The sequence below is a fragment of the Nonomuraea thailandensis genome, from assembly GCF_024172165.1.
Classification (GTDB): Bacteria; Actinomycetota; Actinomycetes; order Streptosporangiales; family Streptosporangiaceae; genus Nonomuraea; species Nonomuraea thailandensis.
The window spans coordinates 12,716,546-12,742,279 of record NZ_JAMZEB010000002.1; the positions used below are offsets into that span (position 1 = coordinate 12,716,546).

Annotated in this window: 24 protein-coding genes; 10 read left to right on the top strand and 14 right to left on the bottom strand. The window is 72.0% G+C overall.

What is annotated here, in order from left to right; translation table 11 throughout:
• Position 1 precedes the first annotated feature (1 nt).
• Both HD597_RS63100 and HD597_RS63105 read right to left on the bottom strand, forming a co-directional pair.
• Positions 2 to 649, bottom strand: coding sequence for a DUF47 domain-containing protein (locus tag HD597_RS63100; protein ID WP_253759122.1), 648 nt, complete (start codon positions 647 to 649; stop codon positions 2 to 4).
• Positions 646 to 1,602: an inorganic phosphate transporter gene (locus tag HD597_RS63105; RefSeq protein WP_253759124.1), complete on the bottom strand. Its 957-nt coding sequence runs from the start codon at positions 1,600 to 1,602 to the stop codon at positions 646 to 648. Before HD597_RS63105 ends, HD597_RS63100 begins: the two co-directional genes overlap by 4 nt.
• Positions 1,603 to 1,791: 189 nt before the next feature.
• Here HD597_RS63105 and purU point away from each other — a divergent pair, with 189 nt between their 5' ends.
• Positions 1,792 to 2,646, top strand: a complete 855-nt coding sequence (purU, locus tag HD597_RS63110) for a formyltetrahydrofolate deformylase (protein ID WP_253759125.1) — start codon at positions 1,792 to 1,794, stop codon at positions 2,644 to 2,646.
• 3 nt (positions 2,647 to 2,649) lie between these two features.
• On the opposite strand, the gene HD597_RS63115 is transcribed toward purU, so the two are convergent.
• The 3 genes from HD597_RS63115 to HD597_RS63125 are packed head-to-tail and all read right to left on the bottom strand — an operon-like array spanning position 2,650 to position 5,868.
• The gene (locus tag HD597_RS63115) at positions 2,650 to 3,000 is read right to left on the bottom strand and encodes a VOC family protein (protein WP_253759127.1); all 351 of its coding nucleotides are present in this window, start codon (positions 2,998 to 3,000) and stop codon (positions 2,650 to 2,652) included.
• A complete protein-coding gene (locus tag HD597_RS63120) occupies positions 2,997 to 3,800 on the bottom strand; it encodes a helix-turn-helix domain-containing protein (RefSeq protein ID WP_253759129.1) in 804 nt (267 codons plus the stop codon). Before HD597_RS63120 ends, HD597_RS63115 begins: the two co-directional genes overlap by 4 nt.
• A gap of 10 nt (positions 3,801 to 3,810) precedes the next feature.
• Entirely contained in the window at positions 3,811 to 5,868 is a 2,058-nt protein-coding gene (locus HD597_RS63125) for a prolyl oligopeptidase family serine peptidase (RefSeq protein WP_253759131.1), read from the bottom strand.
• 283 nt (positions 5,869 to 6,151) lie between these two features.
• Between HD597_RS63125 and HD597_RS63130 the strand changes: the two genes are divergently transcribed.
• From HD597_RS63130 to HD597_RS63140, 3 genes are read left to right on the top strand one after another with little or no spacing between them, the layout of a single operon-like run.
• Positions 6,152 to 6,658, top strand: a complete 507-nt coding sequence (locus tag HD597_RS63130; protein WP_253759993.1) for an HNH endonuclease — start codon at positions 6,152 to 6,154, stop codon at positions 6,656 to 6,658.
• 45 nt (positions 6,659 to 6,703) lie between these two features.
• Positions 6,704 to 7,501: a GNAT family N-acetyltransferase gene (locus tag HD597_RS63135; RefSeq protein WP_253759133.1), complete on the top strand. Its 798-nt coding sequence runs from the start codon at positions 6,704 to 6,706 to the stop codon at positions 7,499 to 7,501.
• Positions 7,502 to 7,540: 39 nt separating this feature from the next.
• On the top strand, positions 7,541 to 7,750 hold the full coding sequence (locus HD597_RS63140) for an FmdB family zinc ribbon protein (RefSeq protein WP_253759135.1): 210 nt from the start codon (positions 7,541 to 7,543) through the stop codon (positions 7,748 to 7,750).
• On the opposite strand, the gene HD597_RS63145 is transcribed toward HD597_RS63140, so the two are convergent.
• The 3 genes from HD597_RS63145 to ilvD form a co-directional block, all read right to left on the bottom strand.
• Positions 7,747 to 8,616, bottom strand: a complete 870-nt coding sequence (locus HD597_RS63145) for a serine hydrolase (RefSeq protein ID WP_253759137.1) — start codon at positions 8,614 to 8,616, stop codon at positions 7,747 to 7,749. The genes HD597_RS63140 and HD597_RS63145 overlap by 4 nt on opposite strands.
• Positions 8,617 to 8,689: 73 nt before the next feature.
• Complete coding sequence (locus HD597_RS63150) at positions 8,690 to 9,217, bottom strand: helix-turn-helix transcriptional regulator (RefSeq protein ID WP_253759139.1); 528 nt, start codon at positions 9,215 to 9,217, stop codon at positions 8,690 to 8,692.
• Between the two features lie 108 nt (positions 9,218 to 9,325).
• On the bottom strand, positions 9,326 to 11,164 hold the full coding sequence (ilvD, locus tag HD597_RS63155) for a dihydroxy-acid dehydratase (protein ID WP_253759141.1): 1,839 nt from the start codon (positions 11,162 to 11,164) through the stop codon (positions 9,326 to 9,328).
• Positions 11,165 to 11,409: 245 nt separating this feature from the next.
• Between ilvD and HD597_RS63160 the strand changes: the two genes are divergently transcribed.
• Positions 11,410 to 14,019, top strand: coding sequence for an ABC transporter substrate-binding protein (locus HD597_RS63160; protein WP_253759143.1), 2,610 nt, complete (start codon positions 11,410 to 11,412; stop codon positions 14,017 to 14,019).
• Positions 14,020 to 14,081: 62 nt separating this feature from the next.
• Here HD597_RS63160 and HD597_RS63165 read toward each other — a convergent pair whose 3' ends face one another.
• Complete coding sequence (locus tag HD597_RS63165; protein WP_253759145.1) at positions 14,082 to 14,897, bottom strand: thioesterase family protein; 816 nt, start codon at positions 14,895 to 14,897, stop codon at positions 14,082 to 14,084.
• A 67-nt stretch (positions 14,898 to 14,964) separates the two neighbouring features.
• Between HD597_RS63165 and HD597_RS63170 the strand changes: the two genes are divergently transcribed.
• Entirely contained in the window at positions 14,965 to 15,666 is a 702-nt protein-coding gene (locus HD597_RS63170) for a TetR/AcrR family transcriptional regulator (RefSeq protein ID WP_253759146.1), read from the top strand.
• Here the strand turns inward: HD597_RS63170 and HD597_RS66425 are convergent.
• Positions 15,651 to 16,478, bottom strand: coding sequence for a nuclease-related domain-containing protein (locus tag HD597_RS66425; RefSeq protein ID WP_253759148.1), 828 nt, complete (start codon positions 16,476 to 16,478; stop codon positions 15,651 to 15,653). The genes HD597_RS63170 and HD597_RS66425 overlap by 16 nt on opposite strands.
• Positions 16,479 to 16,691: 213 nt before the next feature.
• Between HD597_RS66425 and HD597_RS63180 the strand changes: the two genes are divergently transcribed.
• On the top strand, positions 16,692 to 16,982 hold the full coding sequence (locus HD597_RS63180; protein ID WP_253759150.1) for a hypothetical protein: 291 nt from the start codon (positions 16,692 to 16,694) through the stop codon (positions 16,980 to 16,982).
• A 7-nt stretch (positions 16,983 to 16,989) separates the two neighbouring features.
• Entirely contained in the window at positions 16,990 to 17,352 is a 363-nt protein-coding gene (locus HD597_RS63185) for a DUF5130 family protein (protein WP_253759152.1), read from the top strand.
• Between the two features lie 196 nt (positions 17,353 to 17,548).
• Here the strand turns inward: HD597_RS63185 and HD597_RS63190 are convergent, their stop codons facing one another.
• The 3 genes from HD597_RS63190 to pepN all read right to left on the bottom strand — a co-directional run bounded on the left by HD597_RS63190 (position 17,549) and on the right by pepN (position 22,753).
• Complete coding sequence (locus HD597_RS63190; RefSeq protein ID WP_253759154.1) at positions 17,549 to 18,502, bottom strand: hypothetical protein; 954 nt, start codon at positions 18,500 to 18,502, stop codon at positions 17,549 to 17,551.
• Between the two features lie 169 nt (positions 18,503 to 18,671).
• Positions 18,672 to 20,105 (bottom strand): serine/threonine-protein kinase, encoded by a 1,434-nt coding sequence (locus HD597_RS65615; RefSeq protein ID WP_308210952.1) that lies wholly within the window; start codon positions 20,103 to 20,105, stop codon positions 18,672 to 18,674.
• A gap of 86 nt (positions 20,106 to 20,191) precedes the next feature.
• Positions 20,192 to 22,753, bottom strand: a complete 2,562-nt coding sequence (gene pepN / locus HD597_RS63200; protein ID WP_253759156.1) for an aminopeptidase N — start codon at positions 22,751 to 22,753, stop codon at positions 20,192 to 20,194.
• An 89-nt stretch (positions 22,754 to 22,842) separates the two neighbouring features.
• Here pepN and HD597_RS63205 point away from each other — a divergent pair, with 89 nt between their 5' ends.
• A complete protein-coding gene (locus HD597_RS63205; RefSeq protein ID WP_253759158.1) occupies positions 22,843 to 23,460 on the top strand; it encodes a mycothiol-dependent nitroreductase Rv2466c family protein in 618 nt (205 codons plus the stop codon).
• Positions 23,461 to 23,557: 97 nt separating this feature from the next.
• Positions 23,558 to 24,961, top strand: a complete 1,404-nt coding sequence (locus tag HD597_RS63210; protein WP_253759160.1) for an aldehyde dehydrogenase family protein — start codon at positions 23,558 to 23,560, stop codon at positions 24,959 to 24,961.
• A gap of 39 nt (positions 24,962 to 25,000) precedes the next feature.
• On the opposite strand, the gene HD597_RS63215 is transcribed toward HD597_RS63210, so the two are convergent.
• The gene (locus HD597_RS63215; RefSeq protein ID WP_253759162.1) at positions 25,001 to 25,732 is read right to left on the bottom strand and encodes an SDR family oxidoreductase; all 732 of its coding nucleotides are present in this window, start codon (positions 25,730 to 25,732) and stop codon (positions 25,001 to 25,003) included.
• Positions 25,733 to 25,734 lie beyond the last annotated feature (2 nt).

The window sequence follows — 25,734 nt, forward strand, 5'->3', positions numbered from 1 at the left end:
CTCAGCGCTTCATCGCCCCGTCGGCGATGGCGTCCGCGGCCTCGCCGATGGCCACGCCCACGATCTCCAGCCGGCGTACCAGCTCCCGCTCCTTCATCGCGTTCGTGGTGATCTCGCCGGAGAAGATGCGGGAGATCTCGTACTGGTACATCCGCCGGATGGCACCGCCCGCCTTCTTCGCCTCCAGCGCGTCGTGGGAGACCACGGACGGCCGCGAGGCCAGGCTGCGCACGGCCTCCTCCAGCGCCTCGATGCCCACGATCACCTGGTCGAGCATCGGGGTGAAGCGGATCTGGTCCGGCACCCGGTACAGATGGGACTCGCGGACGAAGTCCCGCAACGAGTCGAGCACGTCGTCGATCGAGCGCGACAGCCGGAACAGGTCCTCCCGGTCGATGGGCGTGACGAGCGCGGTCCTCAGCTCGTCGATGAGCCGGGCGCGCTCCTCGTCGCCGAGGTGCTCGATCGCGCGCATCTGCTCGTGCGCGCCCGTCCTGCCGACCTCGCCGCCGATCATGGCCATGGCCAGCCACGCTCCCTCCTTGGTGGCTTCGAGCTGGCCGAGCAGAGCCTCCGTGAGCGCGCCGTCCATGCGCCCCGTCATGAGATCCCTGATCCGCCGCAGCCGCTTCACCCCGGCTCCCTTCATGACACCTTCACGCTCGCGAACCCCTTCACCAGCAGGGCCAGCCCCCAGCCCAGCAGGCCGCTGGCGGGCAGCGTCAGCAGCCAGGCGGCGGCGATCCGGCCGGCCGCGTACCAGCGGACCCGGCCGCCGCCCTGCGCCACGCCCGCGCCGATGAGGCCGCCGGCGATGGCCTGCGTCATGCTCACCGGCATGCCGGCCGCCGCGCACCCGATCACCGCGGCGCCCGCGGCCAGCTCGGCCGCGACGCCGTGCGGGGGCCGGGAGACGATGATCTCGCGGCTCAGCGTGCGGCCCGCCTTGGGCAGCCCGTACAGGGTGCCGAACGCGAACAGCACGGCCGCCAGCACCGTGTACTCGACCGGCGCTCCGGTGAAGCCCAGCGCGATCATGAACACGGCCAGCATCTTCTGCGCGTCGTTGGCCGCGTACGCCAGCGTCTGGAGCAGGAAGCCCGCCCAGTGCCAGCGCCACAACCCCCGCGCCGTGGTCGTGGCCACCAGCAGCCGGATGAGCACCCAAGCCAGCAGCCCGCCGGCGAACGGCGCGGCCAGCCCGAACGCCAGCACCAGCGCGACCCACTCGGGCGAGACCTGGAGCCCCCAGCCCAGCCCCGCCCCGGTGAGCCCGCCCACCACGGCCAGCGTCAGGCTGGTCGGGCGGCCCTTCGCGCTGAGCACGCTCACCACGACGAGCGCCGAGAGCACCGCGATGACCATCGCGAACCGGCCGCCGGAGCCCTGGAAGGAGCCCAGCCGGGTCACGAACGTCAGCGCCACCTGGTGCGTGACCAGCGGCACGACCGCCACGAACACCGTCAGCACCACGATCCCGGTCACCGGGCGCACCGCGGGGAGCTTGAGCCCGGTCGCCAGCAGCGCGCCCCCGTCGTTGATCCCGGCCACGACGGCGAACAGGCCGGCCACCAGGATCAGCACGAAGGCGTCCAACGGCATGCACTCCATCCCGCCCCGTCTCGGCGGGACACAGGCGTTTCAGGGGTTGACTCCGAATAACTACCCAAAAAGGACGAAAGGTGTCTGCGATCTCGGTCACGCGCCCGCCGCCCCCCGTCGCCGGTACTCTCGTCTCAAGCTTCGAGCACCACAACGTTCGAGCACGTCGACGTCCGCGAGAGTGAAGGCATGACCAGCCCCGCCGAATACATCCTGACGCTGTCCTGTCCCGACCGGCCCGGTGTGGTGGCCGCCGTCTCCGGCCTGCTCGCCGGGCACGGATGCAACATCATCGAGAGCCAGCAGTTCGGCGACAGGGTGGGGCAGCGCTTCTTCATGCGCGTGCAGTTCGCGGGAGCGCTGGGGGAGGACGAGCTCAACGCCGCCTTCGCCGCGCTCGCGCCCGACTTCGCCATGGAGTTCAAGCTGCGCGACGTGGCCAGGAAGCCGCGCGTGCTGATCATGGTGAGCAAGTTCGACCACTGCCTGAACGACCTGCTCTACCGCGTGCGCTCCAAGGCCCTCGACATCGAGATCGCCGCCGTCGTGTCCAACCACCCCGACCTGCGGCCGCTCACCCAGTCCAACGGCATCGACTACCACCACCTGCCGGTCACCCCGGAGACCAAGCCGAAGCAGGAGGCCGAGGTGCTGGCGCTGGTCGAGCACTACCAGGTCGACCTGGTCGTGCTGGCCCGCTACATGCAGGTGCTCTCGGAGGACCTGTGCGAGAAGCTGGCGGGGCGGGCGATCAACATCCACCACTCGTTCCTGCCGTCGTTCAAGGGCGCCAAGCCCTACCACCAGGCCCACAACCGAGGGGTCAAGCTCATCGGCGCCACGGCCCACTACGTGACCGCCGACCTCGACGAGGGGCCGATCATCGAGCAGGAGGTGGCCAGGGTCAACCACAGCCACTCCCCCGAGGACCTGGTGGCCATGGGGCGCGACGTCGAGTGCCTGGCGCTGGCCAGGGCGGTCAGGTGGCACGCCGAGCAGCGGGTGCTGCTCGACGGCCACAAGACCATCATCTTCCCGAGGTGATCGTCACGGCCGGTAGGTGCCGAAGAACCACGGGTTGCCCTCCGGGTCGTGGCAGGCGTACTCGCGTGAGCCGTACGGCTGGTCCGTCAGCTCCATGGTGATCGTGGCGCCCGCGGCCTTCGCGCGGTCGTGGTGGGCGTCGACGTCGTCGACCGCGACGTAGATGCCGGGGCCGCCGGGCCCGCCCTGGCCGATCATGATCAGGTCGTCCCCGGCGAGCAGCTCGGCGTGGTGGACGACGCCCTCGTCGTTCTTGGTGGCCTCGTGCACGCCGAAGCCGAAGGCGCCGGTCAGGAAGCCGATCGCGGCCTGACAGTCGGAGTAGCGGGCCAGTGCGTAAACGGTGCGTGTCATGAGGCCCACGATGCCCCGGCCGCGCCGCCGGGTCTTGGACGAATCTGACCCGGCGTGGTGTCGCCCAGCACCCGGAACTCGCGGTTCATGTGCGCCTGGTCGTAGAAGCCGCACTCGGCCGCCGCCTCGGCCGGGGCCGTGCCCGCGCGCAGCAGCCGCAGCGCCCGCCCGAACCGGATGACGCGGGCCGCCGCCTTCGGCGCCAGCCCCACCTGGTCGTGGAAGCGGGCGACGAGATGGCGGTGGCTCCAGCCCAGCGACTCGGCCAGCGACGACACGCCCAGCCGGCCGCCCGACTCCACCAGCCGTGCCCACGCCCACGGCAGCTCGGGCCCCAGCGCGGGGCCCGCCGCGATCCGCTCGCACAGCAGCCGGTCGGCCAGCGCCAGCCTGGCCCGCCAGGACGAGGTCGCCGCCAGCCGCTCCACCAGCAGGCCCGCCCACGGGCCGAGCAGGTCGGCGACGGGCACCACCCGGTTCGTCAGGTGCCGCATCGGCATGCCGTACAGGCGGCGGGCGCCGAAGGGCGTGAGGAACACCTCCACACCCTCCGACGGCCCGGCGACGCGGGTGACGGTGAAGCGGTCGCCGAGGCCGCCGCCGAACGCCGTGACCCGCTGCCCGCCCGCCTCCATCGGCGTGCCGAAGGCCAGGATGAGCACGGAGCCGGGCATCGCCATCTCCGACCTGGTCACCGGCGCGGCGTAGTGCTCGCGGTAGGCGCACAGGCGGGTCACGTAGGGGCGCAGGGCAGCGCTGGGAGCGGCCTCGACCATGGCCAGACCCGGCGTCGTGCCCATGCCGTCGAGACTACAGACCGGTGTGCGCCGCCAGGAAGGTCAGCGTGTCGGCCGACAGGTCCACCGACCTGCTCACCGAGCGGGCGCCGTGGCCCACCTCGGTCTCGTTGCGCAGCAGCACCGGCCGGTCGGCCGTCGAGGCGTGCTGCAGCGCCGCGCACATCTTCCACGCGTGCAGCGGGTGCACCCGCGTGTCGGACTGGAAGACCGTGAACAGCGTCGCCGGGTACGCCACCGACTCCGAGACGTGGTGGTAGGGCGAGTAGCCCCACAACCAGCCGAACTGCTCGGGGTCCTCGGCCGAGCCGTACTCGACGTTCCAGGTGGCGCCGAGCCCGAACTGCTCGTACCTGATCATGTCGAGCAGCGGCGCGGAGCAGACCACGGCCGCGTACAGCTCGGGGCGCTGCGTCAGCGCGGCCCCCACCAGCAGGCCGCCGTTGGAGCCGCCGGAGATGCCGAGCTGCTGCGGCGTGGTCACGCCGGTGGCGATGAGGTGCTCGGCCGCGGCGTGGAAGTCGTCGAAGACGTTCTGCTTGTTGGCCAGCATGCCCGCGCGGTGCCAGTCCTCGCCCTCCTCGCCGCCGCCGCGCAGGTTGGCGATGGCGTAGACGCCGCCCGCCTCTACCCAGGCCAGGATCGAGGCGGAGTAGCCGGGGGTCATGGACACGCCGAAGCCGCCGTAGCCGTACAGGATGGTCGGGCGCGGGCCCGGCGACTCGCCGACGGGGGAGATGACCAGCATGCGGACGTCGGTGCCGTCCTTGGAGCGGTAGACCACCTGCTCGGTGCGCACCGGGGGCACCTCGACCGCGCCGGGGGAGGCCGCCCAGAGCGTGGTCTCGCCCGTGCGGGCGTCGTAGCGCTGGATGGTGGGCGGCGTGGTGTTGTCGGTGTAGCCGAACCACGCCTCGTGGCCGCCCTCGGGGCGCTCGGCGATGCCGCCGATCGAGCCGAGCCCGGGGGCCGGCACCTCGCCGACGCGCTCGCCGGTCGCCAGGTCGTGCACGGAGATCTCGCTGATCGCGTGGCGGGTCCAGCCCACCAGCATGACCGGGCGCTCCAGGTCGTCGAGGATCGCGAAGTCGCTCAGCACGGCCTCGGCGTCCTCGGGGATCAGCTCGCGCCAGGTGTCGTAGCCCGGCTCCGCCGGGTCGGTGACGCACACCCGGCCCCTCGGCGCGTCGCGGTCGGTGTGCACGTAGAGCCTGCCGTCGCGGCCGAAGGACAGCCCGACCTGCGCGTCCACGCCCTCCTGGACGACCTTCAGCGCCGGCTGGTCGATCGGCGAGGCGGTCAGGTCGGCCACCCAGACGTCGTTGCGCGGCGCGGTGCCCTCGTGGGCCGACACCTGCAGCCAGCGGCCGTCACGCGAGACCGAGACGCCGTAGTAGTTGGTCATCTTCAGGCCGTCACCGAAGATCATCACGTCGTCCTCGGTGGAGGTGCCGACGCGGTGCAGGTAGACGCGGCGGTGGAACTGCCTCTCGTTCTCCGGCACCTCGGTGCTCGGCAGCCTGCGCACGTAGTAGAACGCCTCGCCGCCGGGCAGCCACGCCACCGGCGAGTAGCGGCAGCGGTCGATCGGCCCCTCGATCCGCTCGCCCGTGGCCACGTCGATGAGGTAGAGGATCGACTCCTCGTCGCCGCCCACGGAGATCTGGTACGCCAGCAGGCGCCCCTCCTTGTCGGGCTGCACCGCGTCGAGCGTGGTCAGCCCCGACGGGTCGATGGCCATCGGGTCGACCAGCGCCCGCTCGGTGCCGTCGGGCTCGACCGCGTAGTAGACCGCGTGCTCCTGGTCGGGGGTGCGCCGCGCGAAGAAGTACCGCTCACCGCGCCAGGCCGGAGCCCCCACCGAGCCGGACCTGAGCAGCTCGGCGATGCGGCCCTTGAACCGCTGCTCGCCCTGCTCCTTGCCGAACAACTCGGCCTGCGCGAGCAGCCATCCCTTGGTCTCGGGGCTGTCAGGGTCCTCCAGCCACCGGTAGGGGTCGGGGACGGGCGTTTCGTGCAGGATGTCGACGATGTCTTCGCGACGTGCTGTCGGGTACGGCTCTCGCGTCATGCCAGGAACCCTACTGCCAAAGGGCATGCGTAAAGCGCTGGTAGAGCGGGCATAAAACGTACCGTGCGTCCCTCTGGTCATTCCGGCAGAAGGTTTTTGGGGTGGCGGGGACCACGGTGCAAACGCCAGACTTGGTGACAGGACGGTGCCGTGGTGACCATCCGCTGGACCGTCCGGCGGAGGTCCACGTGACGGAAGCACGAGTGCCCCAGGAGGGGCCGACAGCAGGGACATGCCGCGGCATGTCCCCTTTGATACGCGCGCAGCGGGGAGAGGCCCGATGATGCGCCAAGTCCTGCTGCTGAATGCCACTTACGAGCCACTGACCACCCTCTCGCTGCACCGCGCCGTCGTGCTCGTGCTGCGGGAGAAGGCCGACGTCGTCCACCGCGACGGCCGGGGCGCTGTGCTGCGGTCCGCCAGCCGCACGCTCGACGTGCCCTCGGTGATCAGGCTCCGCAGATATGTCCGCATCCCCTACCGGTCCCGCATCCCCCTGACCAGGGCCGCCCTCATGCGGCGCGACGACTATCGCTGCGCCTACTGCGGGCAGAAGGCCGAGACCATCGACCACGTCATCCCCCGGTCCAGGGGCGGCACGCACACCTGGGAGAACTGCGTCGCCTCCTGCACCACCTGCAACCACAGGAAGGCCGACAAGTACCTGGAGGAGCTGGGATGGACGCTCAGCGTCAGCCCGGCGGTGCCACGGGGCGCCCACTGGCGGCTCATCGGCGCCTCCCTCGTCGGTGACCCGCAATGGGCGCCCTACCTGGAAGCCGCAGCCTGATGCCGCGTTGAGGGCGAGGCCGCGGGCCTGACACCATGAGCAGGCATGTGGACCTTCACCTCATCCGTCGAGGAGTACGCCGCGGTCGCCGAGCCGTTCCTGCTCGGCGACCCGGTGCGCAACACCGTGCCACTGACCGTCCTGGCCAACCTCCGGGAGGGCATGCCCGTCCAGGACCCTGTGTTCGGCTGGTGGACGGTGGACGGCGAGGTTCGCGGGGCGGTCTTCCAGACGCCGCCGTATCCCGCCGGGCTGTTCGCCGTCCCCGTCGAGGCCGTCGCGCCGCTGGTGAAGGCGCTCGACGGCCGGTTGCCCATGTTCGTGGGCCCGCTGGAGGTGACCGGCGAGGCCGTGCGGCTGCTGGGCACCCCGGCGCGGGTCGTGTCCGAGCGGCTCTTCCGGCTCGGCACGCTCGACGTCCCCGACGTGCCCGGCAGGGGCAGGCTCGCCGTGCCCGGCGACCTCCCGCTGCTGGTGAGCTGGTATCAGGCGTTCGGCGACGAGACGGGCATGGGCGAGGGCGACGTCGTCGACCGGGTCGTGCGGCGGCTGGAGGGCCGGGAGCTGTTCGTGTGGGAGGCGCAGGACGCGCCGGTCTCGCTGGCCGCGCTCTCCCCGGCGGCCGGCGGGGTGTGCCGCATCGGCCCCGTCTACACGCCGCCGTCCCGCCGCAGGCGCGGCTACGGCGCCGCCGTCACCGCGTACGCCACCGCGACCGGCCTGGCCGAGCGCTGCGAGCAGGTCGTGCTCTTCACCGACCTGGCCAACCCCACCAGCAACGCCATCTACCAGGCGATCGGCTACGAGCCCGTGGCCGACTACGCGCACATCACCTACGGCTGACGGGCTGTGCCTGCCGGTCCCGTCTCGTAGGATTGGCCCATGCCGCGTTACGACTTCCGGTGCCGCGCCTGCGGTTCCACCTTCGAGGTGTCCCGCCCCATGTCGGCCTCCGACGACCCGGCGACCTGCCCCGAAGGTCACGGCGACACGGTCAAGCTGCTGTCCACGGTCGCCATGACGGGCGGCGCCGCCGCCCCCAGGGCCGCCGCCGGTGGCGGCGGGTGCTGCGGCGGCGGGTGCTGCTCCTAGACCCCGACGGCGGCGCCGTCGCGGGTCAGCGTCCTGACCACGAGCCGGGCCATCCGCTCCACGGTGGCCACGCCGTCGTCCATGGCGGGGTTGCGCTCCGACAGCACGGCGATCAGCAGCTCGTGCCCGCGTACGACGAGCCGCCCCACGCTGTTGACCGTCCACAGCCCGTCGTGCGCCTCGGCGGGCAGCCAGCCGTTCTTGAGCGCCACGTCGCCCCCTGAGGCGGCCGCGCTGACGCCCCACGCCTGCGACGGCGCCACCGACGACATGAGGCCGAGCGCGTAGCGCCGGCTGCGGGCGGGCAGCGGCCCTCCGGGGTCGGTGAGCCGCTCCAGGACCTTCACCTGGTCGGACGGCCTGCTGTGGGTGGCGCCCCACGACAGCCCGGAGCCCGGCCGCGTGTGGTGCACGCCCAGCCGCCGCAGTGCCCGGTCCAGGCCGTCCCGGCCGCCGATCGTCACGTACAGCTCGTGCGCGCAGTCGTTGTCGCTGTAGCGGATCATGCGCGAGGTGAGCCTGCGCTCGTACGCGCTGAGCCGCCGGCCGTGCTCGCCGAGCAGGAACGCCAGCAGGATGTCCACCTTCGCCACGCTGGCCAGCATGAACGGGGTGTGCTCGCGGAAGGCGTACCTGGCGCCGGTGGTGCGGTCGTGGACGGCCAGCGCCGCCCGTCCAGGACGCTCGCGCAGGTAGGCCTCCAGCGCCCGGTCGAGGGCCTGCCGCTCGGCCGCCGGCAGCACGCTCACGGCCGGCGGCGTCCGCCTGGCGGGCGGAGCCGGGCGCGGCGCCCCGCCGGAAGGCGCCGCGGAGCCGGCCGAGGCGAGCAGCAGGACGGCGAAGAGCGAGAACTCCCGTACGCGCATGTGCGGGAGCCTGCCATCCGCCAGGCCATCGGCCGGGGGGCCGATGGTCAAACAGCGGTCAGTTCCGGCGTGGCTAGGCGGTCAGCCTGCGCTGACCGGTCTCGGCCGCCGTGACGGCCCGGCGCTTGCGGCGCTGGAACGGCAGGAACCGGTCGGCCAGATGCGGACGGGACGGCGTGAGCGTGGGCTCGACCGCGATGATCCGGTCGAACCTGAACGCCCTGATCCCCCGGCGCAGCTTGCACACGCCGACCAGATACCAGAACTCGCGGTGCACCAGGCACGTCACCGGCTCGACGTCGCGAGAGGTGATGACGCCCGAGGCGTCGCGGTAGTGCAGGCGGACCATGAGCCGGCTGGTGATGGCGTCGGCCATCAGCCGGGCGCGGGAGGCGACGTCGACGGGCAGCGGCTCGGTGAGGGTCGTGAGCGTGGTGGCGATGACGTCGTCGTCGAGGTCGAGGTGCTCGAATGCGTGCTGCAGGCCACGCCTGGCGGTGACGGCCTGGGGGCCCGCTCCGAGGTGAGCGAGGGAGAGGGCGAGTGCGGCGATCTCGGCGGTCGTCAGCGGGCGAGTATCGTGCTTCACGACTGTCGTCATACCCCAAGAATAGGGATGAGCACCGACAATTTTCGAAAGTCTGTCCGGGAAGACAGATGGCTGTGCGGCAGGCGAGAACCCACTCGCCCACCGCACAGGGAACGGTGACTATCGCGACAACTGCGACAGGTCGCGCGAGGCGCCCGTCGAGGCCGACGTCGTCATGGCCGCGTACGCCTGCAGCGCCACGCTCACCTGCCGGTCGCGGTCACGCGGCCGGTACCCGCCCAGCTCGGCCAGCAGCCGCTCGCGCCGCGCGGCCAGCTCGGCCTCGGGCACCCGCAGCTCCATCGACCGGCCGGGGATGTCGATGTCGATGATGTCGCCGTCCTCGACCAGCGCGATCGTGCCGCCCTCGGCGGCCTCGGGGGAGGCGTGGCCGATCGACAGCCCGGAGGTGCCGCCGGAGAAGCGCCCGTCGGTGACCAGCGCGCACACCTTGCCCAGGCCCTTGCCCTTCAGGAAGGACGTCGGGTACAGCATCTCCTGCATGCCGGGGCCGCCCTTGGGGCCCTCGTAGCGGATGACGACCACGTCGCCGGCCTTGACCTTGCCGCCGAGGATGCCCTCGACCGCCTGCTCCTGCGACTCGAACACCACCGCGGGCCCGCTGAACTTCCAGATCGACTCGTCCACGCCGGCCGTCTTCACGACCGCGCCGTCACGCGAGATGTTGCCGTAGAGCACGGCCAGTCCGCCGTCGGCGGTGTAGGCGTGCTCGCGGTCGCGGATGCAGCCCGCCTCGCGGTCGAGGTCGAGGTCGTCCCAGCGGTTGTCCTGCGAGTACGCCTTGACCGTGCGCACGTTGCCGGGCGCGGCGTGCCACAGCTCCACGGCCTCGGGCTTGACCGTGGGGGACATGGCGTCCCACTGGGCCAGCAGGTCGGCCAGCGTGCCGCCGTTCACGGTGGGCACGTCGCGGTGCAGCAGCCCGGCGCGGTCGAGCTCGCCCAGGATGGCCGGGATGCCGCCGGCGCGGTGCACGTCCTCGATGTGGTACTTGGCCGTGGCCGGGGCGACCTTGCACAGGCAGGGCACCCGCAGCGAGATCTCGTTGATCTCCTTGAGGCCGAAGTCGACCTGCGCCTCGCGGGCGGCGGCCAGGATGTGCAGGATCGTGTTGGTGGAGCCGCCCATCGCCACGTCGAGCGTCATCGCGTTCTCGAACGCCTCGCGGGTGGCGATCGAGCGCGGCAGCACCGACTCGTCGCCGTCCTCGTAGTAGCGGCGGGTGATCTCGACGAGCTGGCGGCCGGCGTCCTCGAAGAGCTGCTTGCGCGCCTTGTGCGTGGCCAGGATCGTGCCGTTGCCCGGCAGCGCCAGGCCGATGGCCTCGGCCAGGCAGTTCATCGAGTTGGCGGTGAACATGCCGGAGCAGGAGCCGCAGGTCGGGCAGGCGCTCTCCTCCATCTCCAGCAGCTCGGCGTCGGAGACGGAGTCGTCGGCGGCGGCGATCATCGGGTCGATCAGGTCGAGCTTCTTGCCCGGGGTCTTGCCGGCCTCCATGGGGCCGCCGGAGACGAAGATCGTCGGGATGTTCAGCCGGAACGCGGCCAGCAGCATGCCCGGAGTGATCTTGTCACAGTTGGACACGCAGATCAGCGCGTCCGCGCAGTGGGCGTTGACCATGTACTCGACGGCGTCGGCGATCAGCTCGCGCGACGGCAGCGAGTAGAGCATGCCGCCGTGGCCCATCGCGATGCCGTCGTCGACCGCGATCGTGTTGAACTCGCGGGGGATGGCCCCGGCCTCCCTGATCGCCGCGGACACCACGTCGCCGACCTCGCGCAGATGCACGTGACCCGGCACGAACTGGGTGAAGCTGTTGGCCACCGCGATGATGGGCTTGCCGAAATCGCTCCCGGCTACGCCGGTCGCCCGGAGCAGGGCCCGGGCACCGGCCATGTTCCTGCCGTGGGTGACTGTGCGTGACCTGAGGGCGGGCATTGGGCATCTCCCATCGTTGGCGAGTCTTCACATGTTACGGCCACCGCCCGGTAAATGAGACGACTGTCCATGCCTCGGACGGTTGGTTACCGGATCGTGCCGGAATCCGCGGCCGCTGACACCTGAACTCGTGTTACAGAGATCAAATGAGTCACGGGGCAGCCATGCTGGACGACCCCGCAAGGGTCGGCAACTTCATTCATACGATAGACCGCTTATGCCGCAGACCTGCCAGGGGCGAGGGCGTGCAGGACTCCCCGCACGTCGCCAGGCGGCCGCTGCTGACCGGATGGCGCGAGGGGGCGGAGGCCAGGCAGCACACGGATCGCAGGGGGATCCCGCTCGTCCGGCTCAGCGAGGCCGGCTCCTGGCCGCGGGCGCTGGCCCCCAGGGATCCCCGGGACAGGGCCGTCACGCACGTCATCTCGCCCGACATCCCGCGCGCCCACCCGGACATCCAGCCCGGCGAGCCGGTGCCCAGGATGCTCGCCCGCATCGTGGCCGAGCTGCGCAGCAACCGGCTCCGCTTCCCGCGCTACCGGCTGGCCGCGCTGCTGGTGGAGCAGCTCGCCGAGACGCACGGCAGCGAGGAGCACGCCCGCCGCATCCTGCGCGAGGCCGACCGCAACTGGGGCTGGGGCGTGGACACGGCGAACACGGGCGCCGAGAGCGTGCCGTTCCCGCTCAACCTGATGCTGCGGCTGGTGCCCGGCTTCCTGCACGACCTGCGGCTGAGCGGGCGCGTGCCGGGCCTCGGCGGCAGGTTCCGCTGGTTGCGGGCGGCCCTGTCGCAGGACGACCGCACGGCGCCCGGCGTGCCCGCCCTCCTGGCCGGCCTCGATCCGGCCGACGAGGAGCGCGTCTCGCGGTTGCTGCTGCGGGCGTTCATGGACGACCTCACCCGCCAGTACAGGCGCTCGCCGGCCCACGTGCGCGGCGCCGCCCACGTCTTCTACCCCCTCCTGCTGCTCAACGAGCACGCCGGCGAGCTCGTGGACCTGATGGCGGAACGGCGCGCGGACCTCGACAGGTTCGACCCGGTCGTGGTGGTCTCCTACACGCAGGACGCCGTCCGGATCGAGGACGACGAGGAGCCGCTGTGGACGCTCATCCGCTGGCGCAGGGAGCTCGTCACCGCCGATGACGCGGCGACCTGGCACCAGGTGCTGCGCAACCCGCTGGCCATCAGCGCGCCGCCGCTGCCGCCCGACCTGTCCCGGTACGACGTCGCCGACCTCACCTGGGTGCCGCCCGCCCGCGTGGCGCCCTGGTGGTCGTCCTGGATCGCCATCACGCTGTTCTGGATGGCCCTGGCGGGCGCCGTGGGCGCGTACGCGGGCCAGACCGCCGCCTGGCACCGCAGCGCCTGCGCGACCGGCCTGTGGACCCCCTGGACGGAGAGCGGCAGGCAGCTCGCCGGCACCGAGTGCGTGGGCGTGGCCGAGCCCGGCTACCTGTTCACGCCGGGCAACGCCGAGATGCGGCAGGTCCAGGCGGTGCTCCAGCAGGAGAACGAGCGGGCCGCCCGGCTGAGCGAGAGCAGCGGCCGGCCGTACGTGACGATCGTCTACCTGGCGGCGCTGACCTCCTCCGACAACGACACGCTGGCCGCCGCCCGTGAGGGCCTGGCGGGCGTGGCCATCGCCCAGAAGCGGCAGAACAGCGCGGCGGGCCCCAGCGAGCCGCTCGTCCGCATCCTGCTGGCCAACGCCGGCGGGCGCATGCAGCACGGCTCCCGCATCGCCCGGCTGCTGCTGCGCTACCAGGATGGGCAGGCGCCCATCGTGGGCGTCGTGGGCCTGGACCAGAGCCGGCAGGAGACGGTCGCGGCCATCCAGGAGCTGGGCAAGGCCGGGCTGCCCATGGTGGCCTCCACGCTGTCGGCCGACCGCCTCGTCGGCGAGTCGCCGTTCTACTTCCAGGTGGCGCCGCAGAACTCCAGGCAGGCGTGGATGGCCGCGGCCTTCGCCGACTCGCTGGCCCGCAAGGGCGAGGTGACCCGCCGGGCCCGCGTCTACTACTCCCACGACGAGACCGACTACTACGCCTCCAACCTCAAGGCCCGCGTCGTGGCCAGCCTCCGGGGCGACGAGGGCTTCGCCGTCGAGGCGCACCGCTTCACGCCCATCGGCACGGCCAAGCCGGGCGCGGGGGACCGCAGCCAGGACCCGTACGCGGGCGACCCGCGTGACGCCGGGGTGTCGGCCTGCGGCTTCGACGGGCTCGTGTACTTCGCCGGCCGCGGCATCCCCGACTTCGCCGAGTTCGTGAAGGGGGTGGCCGACAAGTGCGCGTCGTCGCCGCCGGTCATCCTCGGGGGCGACGACGTCACCCGGTACGTCGCCGACGTGCAGATCAGGTCGGCCGTCGGCGGCATCGCCTACTACTACGAGTCGTTCGCCGTCGCGCCCAGCAAGTGCGGCGAGCCGCAGCGGCACGACTTCTACGCCGAGCTCTTCGCCACGTTCCCCTTCGAGTGCAAGGAGCCCGGCCCCGGCCGCACCCTGGACGGGCACGCCGCGCTGTCGTACGACGCCACCGAGACGATGATCACCGCCATCCGCAGGCTGGGCGGCATGCGTCACCGGGTGCCCGTGAACTCCTACACCGTCTGGCGCCAGCTCAGCACCCTCTACAACGCGGACCCGGCCGGCCACGCCATCGAGGGCGCCACGGGCGGGCTGGACTTCGGGGAGCACTCCCCCCGGCAGTACCCGCTGGACAAGGCCGTGCTGATCCTGCACGTCAAGGGCGCGGAACGGCCCACCCAGATCGGCGCCTGCGGCAACATCACGGGCGCCACCGAGGAGGAGCTCTTCCCCTGGTGCGACTCGATCCCGGAGCGTTACCGCTAGCCCGGCCCGTGCGCTCCCGGAGCGTTACCGCCGGCCCGGCCGGTGCGGCTCGATCCGCAGCGTCACGGCTGGTTCGGCAACCGGACGGCGGCGAGCTGGGTGGCCTGGCCCACCAGACGGCCCTTGTCGTCCCAGACGTGGGCCACCTCGTCCATCCGGTCGCCGCCGACGTCCGTCGCCGACAGCCGCACCCGGATCGGCCCGGGGGCGGGCAGGCGGCGGATGTAGGCCGAGAGCTGGATCGTCGGCACCCACCCCGACAGGCCCAGGTCGAACGAGACCGGCGGCACCGGGTCGAGCGCCACCAGCAGGCTCAGCGGGTCCCAGTCGGAGCCGTCGGCCAGCCGCTGCCAGGAGGCGATCGTGCCGCGCCTGGAGGGGGCGCCGAAGGCGAAGGCCAGGTGCTCGGGGTCGACGCGCTCCTCGATCACCGCCATCAGCGGCACGTGCATGCCCGCGCCGGGCGGGTCGACGGGCGCCAGGAAGCAGTCCTGCTCGGGCGGGAGGGCGACCGGCTCGTGGGCCGACCACCACGGGTCGGAGTCGTCCAGGAGGCCCAGCGTGACGTGCGCCTCGACGCGCGTGCGGCCCTCCTGCACCAGCGCGGCCCTGACCTGCGCCACGCTGCGGCCCACCCGCAGCGGCTCGACGCGCGCGACCGCCGCGCCCGGCTCGGGAGGCTCGACGAACGTGCCGCTGACGGCCGTCACGTGCGGGTGCGCGGCGCCCGCGGGGCTCTCGCAGGCGGCCCTGGCCAGCACCGCCAGCAGGTACCCGCCGTGCAGCCGGGTGCCGACGCTCCACTGGGGGTCCAGCGTGACGCCGAACTCGCCCTCGCCGTACGCGGTCACGGCCGTCGCTTCCCGAAAAGTCCCCATTTTTCGCCATCCCTTCCCCAAGAAGGTCAGCTTGACACCGTTAACTTGACGACGTCAACCTGAGGGGATGAGCACCAGACGCGTACGCGCCAGGCGCGGAGAGGGCGCGCTGCTGCGCGAGGAGATCCTGCGCGCGGCCGAGGAGCTGCTGGCCGAGTCGGGCACCGAGGACGCGCTGACGGTCCGCGCGGTCGCGCTGCGGGCAGGCGTGTCCACGCCCTCGGTCTACCTGCACTTCGCCGACAAGGAGGCGCTCGTCGAGGCGGTCTGCATGCGGGTGTGGGGCGAGCTGGGCCGCCTGTTCACCGCCAACCTGGGCGGCGACCCGTTCCTCGCCCTGGGCAGGTGCGCCCGCGCCTACGCCCGCTTCGCGCTCGACCACCCCGTGCAGTACAGGGTGCTCATGATGCGGCCGTCAGCGGCCCCTGGCGTGCCGCCGGCCGCGGCCGAGGCCTTCCGCCACATGGTGAGCGCCGTGTCGGCCTGCGTGCGGACCAGGGTGCTCGAAGGCGACCCCGAGGAGCTCGCGCTCGGCCTCTGGTCGGCCGTGCACGGCTGCGTCTCCCTGCTCATCGCGCAACCGTCGTTCCCGTGGCCGCGCGACAGGGAGGCACTGCTCGACCACGTCGTCCGGCAGGCCGGGTTCGGCGCGGCGATGTACTCGCGGCTGCCGCGCCGGCTGCCGCCGAGCACGGAGCTGGCCGCCCGCCTCGACGACTTCGGCACGAGGCTGGCGGCCTGGGGAAAGGAGGATCAGCCCTCGCCGTAGCGGGCGGGCAGCACCTGCGCGGCGATGTCGTAGATCCGGTCGATCTCGGCGGTCGTCAGCGCGCGCTCCCGCTTGGTGATCCACTTGCGGGCCCGATCGCCCTGGTAGACGTCCACGCCCCGGATGTTCATGATCTTCCATGGCACCGGCGGGCCGTAGATCGCCAGGGAGGGCACGACGGAGATCTCGCGGCCGAACGACTTGCTGATCAGCTCGCTGGCCTGCGTCGCCTCCCACTTGGCCTCGGTCAGCCGAGGCTTCATGTCGAACGGGCCGTGGAACAGCTTCTTGCCCATCTGCACGCGGACGGGCAGCCTGCGGTCCCACTTCTCGGAGTCGACCGCGTACACGCCGGTCGGGCCCACCACGAGGTGGTCGATCTGGGCCTCGCTGCCCGGGATCGCCCTGGCATGCAGCGTGCGGTAGCCGCTGCGCTCCAACCTGCGCAACTGCGCCTCCGTGCGGCGCTCCGCCACGGACGTCCGCCGCCATGCCGGCACGGACGAGTTGGAGCGGGCGCGGTAGACCGCCTCCAGGATGGCCGCGATCACGCCCGCGGTCACGCCGATCCGCCATTCGTGCACGAGGAAGCCCACCACCAGGCCGACGACCACCGCCAGGATCGCGCGGTTGCGCAGGCGGCGGAAACGGGGCTGTTGCAGCAGGCTACGCACGGACGCGCGCTCGACCGGCGCGTACGTGGAGGTGGGCGCCGAAGGCTTCGCGGCGGCGGTCTGCTCGCTCTCTGGTCGATCGCTCACCCAGATCGGTGACGCGTTGTGACCGTCTTCTCGCTGGTTGTCGGAGTCCACGTAACTCACCGTAGCCCGGGGATTCGATCGATTCCTAGTGTTGCCGTGTCCATAGTTTTATGGCCCAGCTCATCGTGTTCCACTCATGTTTTCGGGGTATGTCTACTGTTCTTCTCTAGAGATGCCCCGCTCTGTAAAAGATCTTAACCCGGTGAGAGCACGACACCCGCGGCGGGTCTGGCCGAGCCCGCTGACGAGGATTACGGTCTTGGTGTGAACAGCGCGGCGGAGATTCTGCTCTTTCTCATCGGCGTGTCCATGGGGCTGTTCGTGCTGATCACCCTGCTCGTCATGGTGCCGGGGCGCGGGACGCAGCGCCGCGTCGAAGCGGGCCCCGTGTGGCTCGGAGGGCCTTCCAGGAGCGAGCGTGGGGTGAGCACGTCGGGCCTCGTACTGGCCGACAGGGTGGCGCACTGGGCCGAGGTGCCCGAGCACGACTGGGTGGCCGCCGCCGAGACGGCGGAGCCCGGCAGGCACGTCGGCGGCGCCTCGGCGGGATGGTGAGGTGACCATGAAGGGACTGACCGCCGCCCAGGGCGACGACGTCCGCAAGGCCCTGCACACCGCGGAGCGGCGCAGCGGGCTGCGGTTCGGCGTGTTCCTCGGTGACCCGGTGGGCGGGCGAAGGCACTTCGCCGAACGCCTGCACGCCGCCCTGGGCGAGGAGGCCGGCGACGCCGTGGTGGTGTTCGTGGACCCGGACGGGCGGGCGATCGAGATCGTGACGGGCGAGAACGCGCGCAGGCGGCTGAGCGACAGCGCGTGCCGGCTGACGGCCATGTCGATGGCCACGGCGTTCAGCGTGGGCGACCTGATCGGCGGCCTGCTGTACGGGATCGGCGCCCTCGGCGAACAGGCCACCGCCCGCCGCTGACCCCGGCCCCACCGGCGAGTCGCTCGCCATGGCGAGTCGCCTGCCACGGCGATGCGGTGTGCCACGGCGAGTCGCCTGCGACGGCGATGGGGTGCGCCCTCGCCATGCGGTGAGTCGCACATGGCGCGAGTCCTCCGGCCGGCACGCGACCGCTTCTCCCGAGGGCCCGTCACCCGCGATGGGCGGCGGGGTGCGGTCAGGGCCGGCGTTCGAGCAGGGTGACGACGTGCTCGCTGACGCCGTTCAGAAGGGTCGCCGGCTCGATGGGCGCGTCGGCGATGGCCGAGAAGAGCGAGGGCAGCCCGGGAAGCGGAAAACCGTCCTCCTTCAGCGCCGCGGTGCCGATCGGGTTCTTGTCGAGCACCGCACGGCTGCGTTCCCAGGCGTCGAGCACCTCCTCGGGCGACGGCACCCCGAACCCGTGCCCCACCGGAGCCGCGTGGCGCAGCCGGACGAGCGGGGTCTCGGCGAAGGCCAGCGCCGTGCGGGCGCGCGACTGCAGGTCGGCACGCGGCTCCGGCTCGATCCAGTCCATGGCCGTGCACGGGTTGCGGCAGGTGGCCACGCAGACGCCCATCGCCCCGGCCACCTGGCTGTGCTGGCGGTCGAAGTACGCCCGCCAGCCCTCGCTCGGCTCGGCCGAGACCCGCAGTGTCCGGTTCGTGGCGGACTGCTCGGACTTGGTGTGGTCGCACTCCCGGTCGCCGATCACGCCGAACCGGCTCCCCGCCGCGCTCAGCCCCACCGGCCACCTCGCCGGATCGCCGGCGTGACCGAGCTGCGGCTCGAAGGCCAGCAGCGGCAGGTACTCGCTGGCGATGTGGACCGCGGCGATCATGGGGCTCAGCTCGCGCCGGTGCCACCGTACGGCGATGACCTCCAGCAGCAGCCCGTACGCCGGACGCAGCGACTCCAGCGCCCCCCGTGGCTGCTCGCGCGGGGTCTGCGGCATGTGGCAGGCCCTGGCGCGCCGCCGCAGGTCGGCGGGCACCACCCGAGCCTCGGCCGCGAAGTCCTCGGCGTCGAGCGAGAGCAGCCGCTGCCCGAACTCGCACACCTCCGCGATCTCCGCGGCGGGCGCGAGCGCGCCGAGGTCGGCGAAGGCGTAACGGCGGGCAAGGGCGACGAACAGGTCACGAGTCGAGTCCACGCGATGACTTTCTCACGATCAGCGAGCGATTACGGACATGAGGCCCATGGGTGTCGCCACCCGGCCGAGCCCTCCGGAGCGCGACCGGCCCGGGGCGAGCGGCACGGTCATGCCCAGGCCAGGGCGCCCGCGGCCAGGGTCGCGGCTGCGGGCGCGGGCGGGCGGGTGGTCACGGGCAAGGGGAGCGGATGCACTGGATCTCGCCGGGCTCGCCGGTGATCGTGGGCTCGGACGTCGGCTCCTCGGGGCCCGGCGTGGTCGGCTCCTGCGTCGGCTCTTCCGGCTCGGACGTGGTGGGCGTGGCCGTGGGGCTCTCGGTCACCGGGCTGGACGTGGTGACCGTCGGGCTGGGGGAGGGCACGGGCGTCGCCCGCGTCGCCCGCGGCGTGGGCTGACGCTTGGTCGGCTCCGTCGTGTGCCTCCTGCCGCCGACGGCCGACGGCGTGGTGGGCACGAGCTCGGCCGGGCTGCTGACGCTGACCGGGGGAAGGGGCACCTCGTCGCGGACCGCCTGCGGGGTGGGCCGGAACCACACGAACCCGGCCACGGCCGCCGACACGATGACGGCGGCCGACATGGTCGCCACCACCCGCAGCGTCCGCCGCCGCGACGTCGCCGTCGTGCCCGGGGTGGTCAGCGGCACGCCGGTCACTCCGCTCGCGGGAGCGGTCCCCGCCGCGCCGGCCATGGACGACGGGCCCGCAGGGGCGTCCGCCGGCTCGTGGGCGCCGGCCACGGACGCCGGCCGGGTCTCGTCGAAGGCGGGAACGGGCGAGCCGGGCGCGGCCAGGGCCGCGCGCGCCGCCTCGGCCATCTGCGGGGCCGTCAGCCACCGCGCGTCGGGCGCCTTCTCCAGCGCCCGCTCGACCACCTGCCGCACCCCGGCGGGCACGTCCTCGGGCAGCCGAGGAGCGGGTGCGTTGAGGTGCTTGAAGATGATCTGGATGGGAGTGTCGCCCTGGAACGGCAGCCGCCCGCTCAGGCATTCGTAGGCCACCACCCCCAGTGCGTACACGTCGACCGCGGGCGTCACCTCGTTGGAGGTGGCCATCTCGGGCGCGCAGTAACCGGCCGAGCAGAGCATCGTCCCCGTGGCCGTGAGCTGGCCGGCCGAGGCCGAGTGGGCGATGCCGAAGTCGGTGAGCACGACGCCGCCGCCGGGCCTGACCATGAGGTTGGCCGGCTTGACGTCGCGGTGCACGATGCCCTGCGCGTGCGCGGCGGCCAGCGCGTCGGCGACCTCGGCGACCAGCCGCATCGTGGTCGCGACGCCGAGCGGCCCGCGCCGCAGCACGCGGTCGAGCGACTCGCCCTGGATGTGCTCCATGACCAGGAAGCTCACCCGCCGGCCCCCGACGTCGCAGATGCCGTAGTCGTAGACGTCGACCACGCCGGGATGGGCGAGCGTGGCCATGGCCCTGGCCTCGTTCTGGAAGCGCTGGGCGAACGTGGGGTCCTCGCTGAGCGCGGGCATCAGCACCTTGACCGCGACCGTGCGCCCGAGGACCGTGTCGTCGGCACGCCACACCTCGCCCATGCCCCCGCCACCGATGCGGGCGCCGAGCACGTAGCGGTCGTTGAGGGAGGACCCCGGGCCTAGCACGTTTCGAGGCTAACACCGCGCCCCGGATGCCAGCGTCAAGTCGGCGCAGCCGGCCCCCGCCGTCGTGGCGGGGGCCGGCCGGGCCGTCAGGCGGAGGCGGCGTCCGTCTCCCTGTTGCGCAGGGCGCGGCGGACGCCGTCGGCGCCCTCCAGGATGAGCCGGCGCAGCGCCTGCGGCGGCTGCGCGGTGGACAGGAAGTCGTGCGCCGACCGCACCGTGGTGGGCTCGATGAGCAGCGCGGGGAAGCACCCGACGGCGAACGTCGAGGCCTGGTCGAACGTCCACTCCTGGTAGATCCGCCCGACCTCGGCGAAGTACTTCTCCCGGTACGGCCCCATCAGCTCGGGGTGGTGCGGGTCCTGGAAGCCGCCGATCATGGCGCGGGCGACGGCGTTGGCCAGCGTGCCGCTGACGATCTGCGCCCACGCCGCCTGCTTGGCCTCGGCGGTCGGGATCGAGGCCCGGCACTGCGCGGCCGAGCGCTCACCCTTCGCCGTAGGGTCCCGCTCCAGCTCGGCCCGGATGCCGTCCTCGGCCAGGCGGCCGCAGGAGACGAGCGCCTGGACGAGCGTCCAGCGCAGGTCGGCGTCCACGCTCACCCCTTCGGGCACCGAGGTGCCGTCGAGGACGGCCTGCAGCAGGTCCAGCTCCTGCTCGGAGGTGGCCACGGCCGCGAACGCCTGCAGGAACGACAGCTGCTGGTCGGAGCCCGGCTCGGCCGAGCCGAGCAGCGCGCGCAGCTCGGTGGCCAGCACGGACAGGCCCTCGGCCCGCCAGGCGGGGTCGGCGTACTGCTGGACGGCCAGGCGCGCCTGCCGCAGCACGGTCTGCAGGACCGTGATGTCGCTGACCGTGGCCACGCCGGAGACGACCAGCTTGACGTAGTCGCGGGTGGACATCTCGCCGTCGCGGGTCATGTCCCAGGCCGACGCCCAGCACAGGGCGCGCGGCAGGGACTCGGTGAACGCGGCGATGCCGCCGTTCACCAGGGTCCGCAGCGAGTCCTCGTCGAGGCGGACCTTGGCGTAGGTGAGGTCGTCGTCGTTGAGCAGCACCAGGTCGGGCTGCTCCTCGCCGATGAGCCGGCTCACGCTCGTACGGGCGCCGACGACGTCCAGCTCCACCCGCTTGGTGCGGGTCAGCTTGCCGTCGGCCAGCGAGTAGAGGCCGATCGCGATCCGGTGGGAGCGCAGCGTCGGGTGCTCGACCGGCGCCTCCTGCAGCACGTCGAAGCTGGTGAAGCGGCCCCCCGACACCTCGAACTCGGGGCGCAGCGTGTTGACCCAGGAGGTCTCCAGCCACTCCTTCGACCAGGAGGACAGGTCGCGGCCCGAGGTCCGCTCCAGAGCGTTGAGCAGGTCTTCGAGCTCGGTGTTGCCCCAGGCGTGCTCGGCGAAGTAGTCGCGCACGCCTGCCAGGAAGTTGTCGAGGCCGACGTAGGCCACGAGCTGCTTGAGCACCGAGGCGCCCTTGGCGTACGTGATGCCGTCGAAGTTGACCTCGACCGCCTGCATGTCGGGGATGTCGGCGGCGATGGGGTGGGTGGAGGGGAGCTGGTCCTGGCGGTAGGCCCAGGACTTCTCCACGTTCGCGAACGTGGTCCACGCCTTGTTCCACCGGGTGGCCTCGGCCTGGGCGAGCACGGACATGTAGGTGGCGAACGACTCGTTCAGCCACAGGTCGTCCCACCACCGCATGGTGACGAGGTCGCCGAACCACATGTGCGCCATCTCGTGCAGGATCGTCTCCGCGCGGCGCTCGACGACGGCGTCGGTGACGCGGGAGCGGAAGACGTAGTCCTCCAGGAAGGTGACGCAGCCCGCGTTCTCCATCGCGCCGGCGTTGAACTCGGGCACGAAGAGCTGGTCGTACTTGCCGAACGGGTAGCGCACGCCGAACACGCGGTGGAAGAAGTCGAAGCCCTGGCGGGTGACCTCGAGGATGTTGTCGGCGTCGAGGTGCTCGGCCAGCGAGGAGCGGCAGTAGATGCCCAGCGGGATGCCGTCGTGCTCGGAGGTCACCTTGTGGTAGTGACCTGCCACCAGCGCGGTGATGTACGTGGAGATGACCGGAGTGGGGGCGAACTCCCACCGCTTGGCCGCCTGGATCGTGCCGTGCTTGCCGGGCTGCTCCGCGAGCTCCTCGACGCCGGTGGCGGCGGAGTTGGAGACGACCTCCCAGTCGGCCGGCGCCAGCACCGTGAGCTGGAAGGTGGCCTTGAGGTCGGGCTGGTCGAAGCACGCGTACATGCGGTGCGCGTCGGCCGTCTCGAACTGGCTGTGCAGGTAGACCTTCTGGTCCACCGGGTCGACGAAGCGGTGCAGCCCCTCGCCGGTGCGCATGTACGTGCAGTCGGCGTCCACGACCAGCTCGTTGGACGCGGCGAGCGAGGGGAGCGGGAAGCGGCCCCTGTCGGCGTCGTAGGCCGACACGTCGAGGTCGCCGCCGTTGAGCGTGACCTTGCGGACGTTCGCCCCGTGGAGGTCGATGAAGGTCGACGCTCCGGGCGTGGTGCTGGTGAAGCGGACCTTGGTGACGCTCTCGAAGCGCTCTTCTCCCTCCGTCAGGTCGAGTGCCACTTCGTACGACTCGACCTTCAACAGCCGGGCGCGCTCACGAGCCTCTTCCCGGGTCAGGTTGCCTGCCAAGTTGCGCTCCTTTTCACCACTTCGTCGGGGTTGTCCGTATCCTGCCATGCCGGGAATAGGACCCGAACCACCTCAGGTTACGGGCAGACATGACAGAGAAGATTCCCGTGGACCTGTGGTTCGACCCCTCCTGTCCGTTCGCGTGGGTGACCTCGCGCTGGCTGCTGGAGGTGCAGCAGGTCCGCCCCATCGAGCCTCGCTGGCGCATGATGTCGCTCTACTTCCTCAACCAGGAGAAGGACGTCCCCGCGGACTACCTCGAACGGGCCGCCAGGGCCATGGGGTCCATCAGGACGGTCGCCGCCGCCGCCGCCAAGCACGGCGAGCAGGTCGTCGGCCCGCTCTACACCGGTCTCGGCACCCGCCTGCACAACCAGGGCATCAAGGACCCCGAGCGCCTGCGCGAGGTCATCGAGGGCGCCCTGGACGACGCGGGCCTCGAGCGCGGCCTGGCCGACGCCATGCACTCCGAAGAGTACGACGCCGTCATCCGCGCCTCCCACGACGAGGGCATCGGCCTCGTCGGCCAGGAGGTCGGCACCCCGATCATCCGCGTCGGCGAGAACGCCTTCTTCGGGCCCGTGATCACCAAGATCCTCCGGGGCGAGGACGCGGGCAGGCTCTGGGACGGCGTGCTCATGGTCACCCAGTACGACGACTTCTTCGAGCTGAAGCGCACGCGTACCAAGCGTCCGCAGTTCGACTGATACGCCGGAGTAAGAAAGCCGGTGAAGGTGGAAAGGGCTTATCCCGCAGTCAGGATGAGCCCTCGCATGTGGCGTGAGTCACTGTCAAGATGGCCCTATGCGTCAGCTGTACATCGGCGGCTCCTGGACCGCTTCGGCATCGGACGAGCCCATCGAGGTCGTCAACCCGGCAACCGAAGAGATCATCGACCGGGTGCCCGCGGGCTCTCCCGATGACGTCGAGGCGGCCGCGGCAGCGGCCAGAAGGGCCTTCCCCGAGTGGTCGCGGGCGGCCGCCGGTGAGCGCGGCAAGCTCCTCGCCCGCGCGGCCGACCTGCTGAAACAGCGCTCCGACGAGATAGCCAGGACGATCGCCACCGACATGGGGGCGCCGCTCGGCTTCGCGCTCAAGGTGCAGACGCTCATGCCGGCGACCGTGCTGGCTTCCTTCGCCCAGCTCGCCGAGAGCCACCCGCGCGAGGCCCGCGTGGGCAACTCCCTGGTGGTCAAGGAGCCCATCGGCGTGGTCGCCGCGATCACGCCGTGGAACTACCCGCTGCACCAGATCGTGTGCAAGGTCGCCCCCGCGCTCGCCGCCGGGTGCACCGTGGTGCTCAAGCCGAGTGAAGTGGCGCCGCTGGCCGCGTACGCGCTGGCCGGGATCTTCGCCGAGGTGGGCCTGCCGCCGGGCGTGTTCAACCTGGTCAGCGGGAGGGGCCCGGTGGTGGGCGAGGCCATGGCGACCCACCCCGAGGTGGACATGGTCTCCTTCACCGGCTCCACCGCCGCGGGCCGCAGGGTGGCCGCGCTGGCCGCCGAGTCCGTCAAGCGGGTGGCGCTGGAGCTGGGCGGCAAGTCCGCCAACGTCATCCTGCCCGACGCCGACCTGGCGCTGGCCGTCAAGGTGGGCGTGGCCAACTGCTTCGTCAACGCCGGCCAGACCTGCTCGGCGTGGAGTCGCATGATCGTCCAGCGCGACCAGTACGACGAGGCCGTGCACCTGGCCGTCGAGGCCGCGCGCGGCTACCGGGTCGGCGACCCCTTCGACGAGTCCACCAAGATCGGCCCCCTGGTCTCCGCGACGCAGCGCGAGCGCGTGATCCGCTACGTCAACCGCGGGCAGGAGGAGGGCGCCCGGCTCGTGGCGGGCGGCACCGAGCGGCCGCACGAGCGCGGCTACTACGTCGAGCCCACGGTGTTCGCCGCCGTGGAGCCGGGCATGACGATCGAGCAGGAGGAGATCTTCGGCCCGGTGCTGTCGCTGATCCCGTACACGTCCGAGGACAACGCCGTCGAGATCGCCAACAACACCAGGTACGGCCTGGCCGGCGCCGTGTGGGCGGGCACCGAGGAGCACGCGGTCGGGGTCGCCCGCCGGCTGCGCACGGGCCAGGTGTCGATCAACGGCGGCCGGTTCAACCCGCTGGCCCCGTTCGGCGGCTACAAGCAGTCGGGCGTGGGCCGCGAGCTGGGCGAGCACGGGCTGGAGGAGTACCTCGAGGTCAAGTCACTGCAGCTCTAGCCGGTCCTCCGGGGGGCGGCCGGCCCCCCGGAGCGATGCCTAGAGGAACAGGCCGCCGGTCGCCAGCACGTTCTGCCCGGTGACCCACCGCCCGTCGGGCCCGGCCAGGAACGCCACCACCGCGGCGAGGTCGTCGGGCCTGCCCAGCCGCTGCAGCGCGGTCATGGCGGGCGTCCGCTCCAGCACCTCGGGCGGGTTGGCAGCCCGCAGCATGTCGGTGTCGGTGGCCCCCGACGAGACGGTGTTGACGGTGATCCCGCGCGGGCCCAGCTCCCGCGCCGCCACCTTCGTGAACTGCTCCATCGCGCCCTTGGAGCCGCAGTAGAGCGCCAGGGCCGGCGCGGGGACCTGCGTGTTCAGCGACGAGATGTTGACGATGCGCCCGCCGTCGCGCATCACCCGGCCGGCCCACTGCAGGGACAGGAAGACGGCCCTGGTGTTCACCGCGAACACCCGCTCGTACTCCTCGTCGGTGAGGTCGGTGATGAGCTTCTTCGGCTTGTCGGTGGCGGCGTTGTTGACCAGGATGTCCACCCCGGGCAGCCGCGCCTCCGCCTCGGCGAACAGCCGCTCCAGGTCCTGCCTGCTGCCGAGGTCGGCCCGCACGGCGTGCGCGCCGGTCTCCTTGGCCACCTGCTCGGCGGCCCCGGCCGAGCTCTGGTAGCAGAAGACGACTTCCGCGCCGTCGCTGGTCAGTCGCTCCACGATGGCCTTGCCGATGCCCCGGGAGCCTCCGGTGACCACTGCGCCCTTTCCGGAAAGTACGCTCATGC

Coding starts and splice junctions, on each gene's coding strand:
- HD597_RS63120 (WP_253759129.1), bottom strand. CDS start 3,800: ATGGGCACGACGCCGGGTCTGGCCATGGTCGAGGCCGCTCCCAGCGCT.
- HD597_RS63100 (WP_253759122.1), bottom strand. CDS start 649: ATGAAGGGAGCCGGGGTGAAGCGGCTGCGGCGGATCAGGGATCTCATG.
- HD597_RS63210 (WP_253759160.1), top strand. CDS start 23,558: ATGCGTCAGCTGTACATCGGCGGCTCCTGGACCGCTTCGGCATCGGAC.
- HD597_RS63140 (WP_253759135.1), top strand. CDS start 7,541: ATGCCGCGTTACGACTTCCGGTGCCGCGCCTGCGGTTCCACCTTCGAG.
- HD597_RS63145 (WP_253759137.1), bottom strand. CDS start 8,616: ATGCGCGTACGGGAGTTCTCGCTCTTCGCCGTCCTGCTGCTCGCCTCG.
- HD597_RS63165 (WP_253759145.1), bottom strand. CDS start 14,897: ATGGGGACTTTTCGGGAAGCGACGGCCGTGACCGCGTACGGCGAGGGC.
- HD597_RS63135 (WP_253759133.1), top strand. CDS start 6,704: ATGTGGACCTTCACCTCATCCGTCGAGGAGTACGCCGCGGTCGCCGAG.
- HD597_RS63150 (WP_253759139.1), bottom strand. CDS start 9,217: ATGACGACAGTCGTGAAGCACGATACTCGCCCGCTGACGACCGCCGAG.
- HD597_RS63185 (WP_253759152.1), top strand. CDS start 16,990: ATGAAGGGACTGACCGCCGCCCAGGGCGACGACGTCCGCAAGGCCCTG.
- HD597_RS63170 (WP_253759146.1), top strand. CDS start 14,965: ATGAGCACCAGACGCGTACGCGCCAGGCGCGGAGAGGGCGCGCTGCTG.
- ilvD (WP_253759141.1), bottom strand. CDS start 11,164: ATGCCCGCCCTCAGGTCACGCACAGTCACCCACGGCAGGAACATGGCC.
- HD597_RS63115 (WP_253759127.1), bottom strand. CDS start 3,000: ATGACACGCACCGTTTACGCACTGGCCCGCTACTCCGACTGTCAGGCC.
- HD597_RS63205 (WP_253759158.1), top strand. CDS start 22,843: ATGACAGAGAAGATTCCCGTGGACCTGTGGTTCGACCCCTCCTGTCCG.
- HD597_RS63105 (WP_253759124.1), bottom strand. CDS start 1,602: ATGCCGTTGGACGCCTTCGTGCTGATCCTGGTGGCCGGCCTGTTCGCC.
- HD597_RS63130 (WP_253759993.1), top strand. CDS start 6,152: ATGCGCCAAGTCCTGCTGCTGAATGCCACTTACGAGCCACTGACCACC.
- purU (WP_253759125.1), top strand. CDS start 1,792: ATGACCAGCCCCGCCGAATACATCCTGACGCTGTCCTGTCCCGACCGG.
- HD597_RS63125 (WP_253759131.1), bottom strand. CDS start 5,868: ATGACGCGAGAGCCGTACCCGACAGCACGTCGCGAAGACATCGTCGAC.
- HD597_RS63215 (WP_253759162.1), bottom strand. CDS start 25,732: ATGAGCGTACTTTCCGGAAAGGGCGCAGTGGTCACCGGAGGCTCCCGG.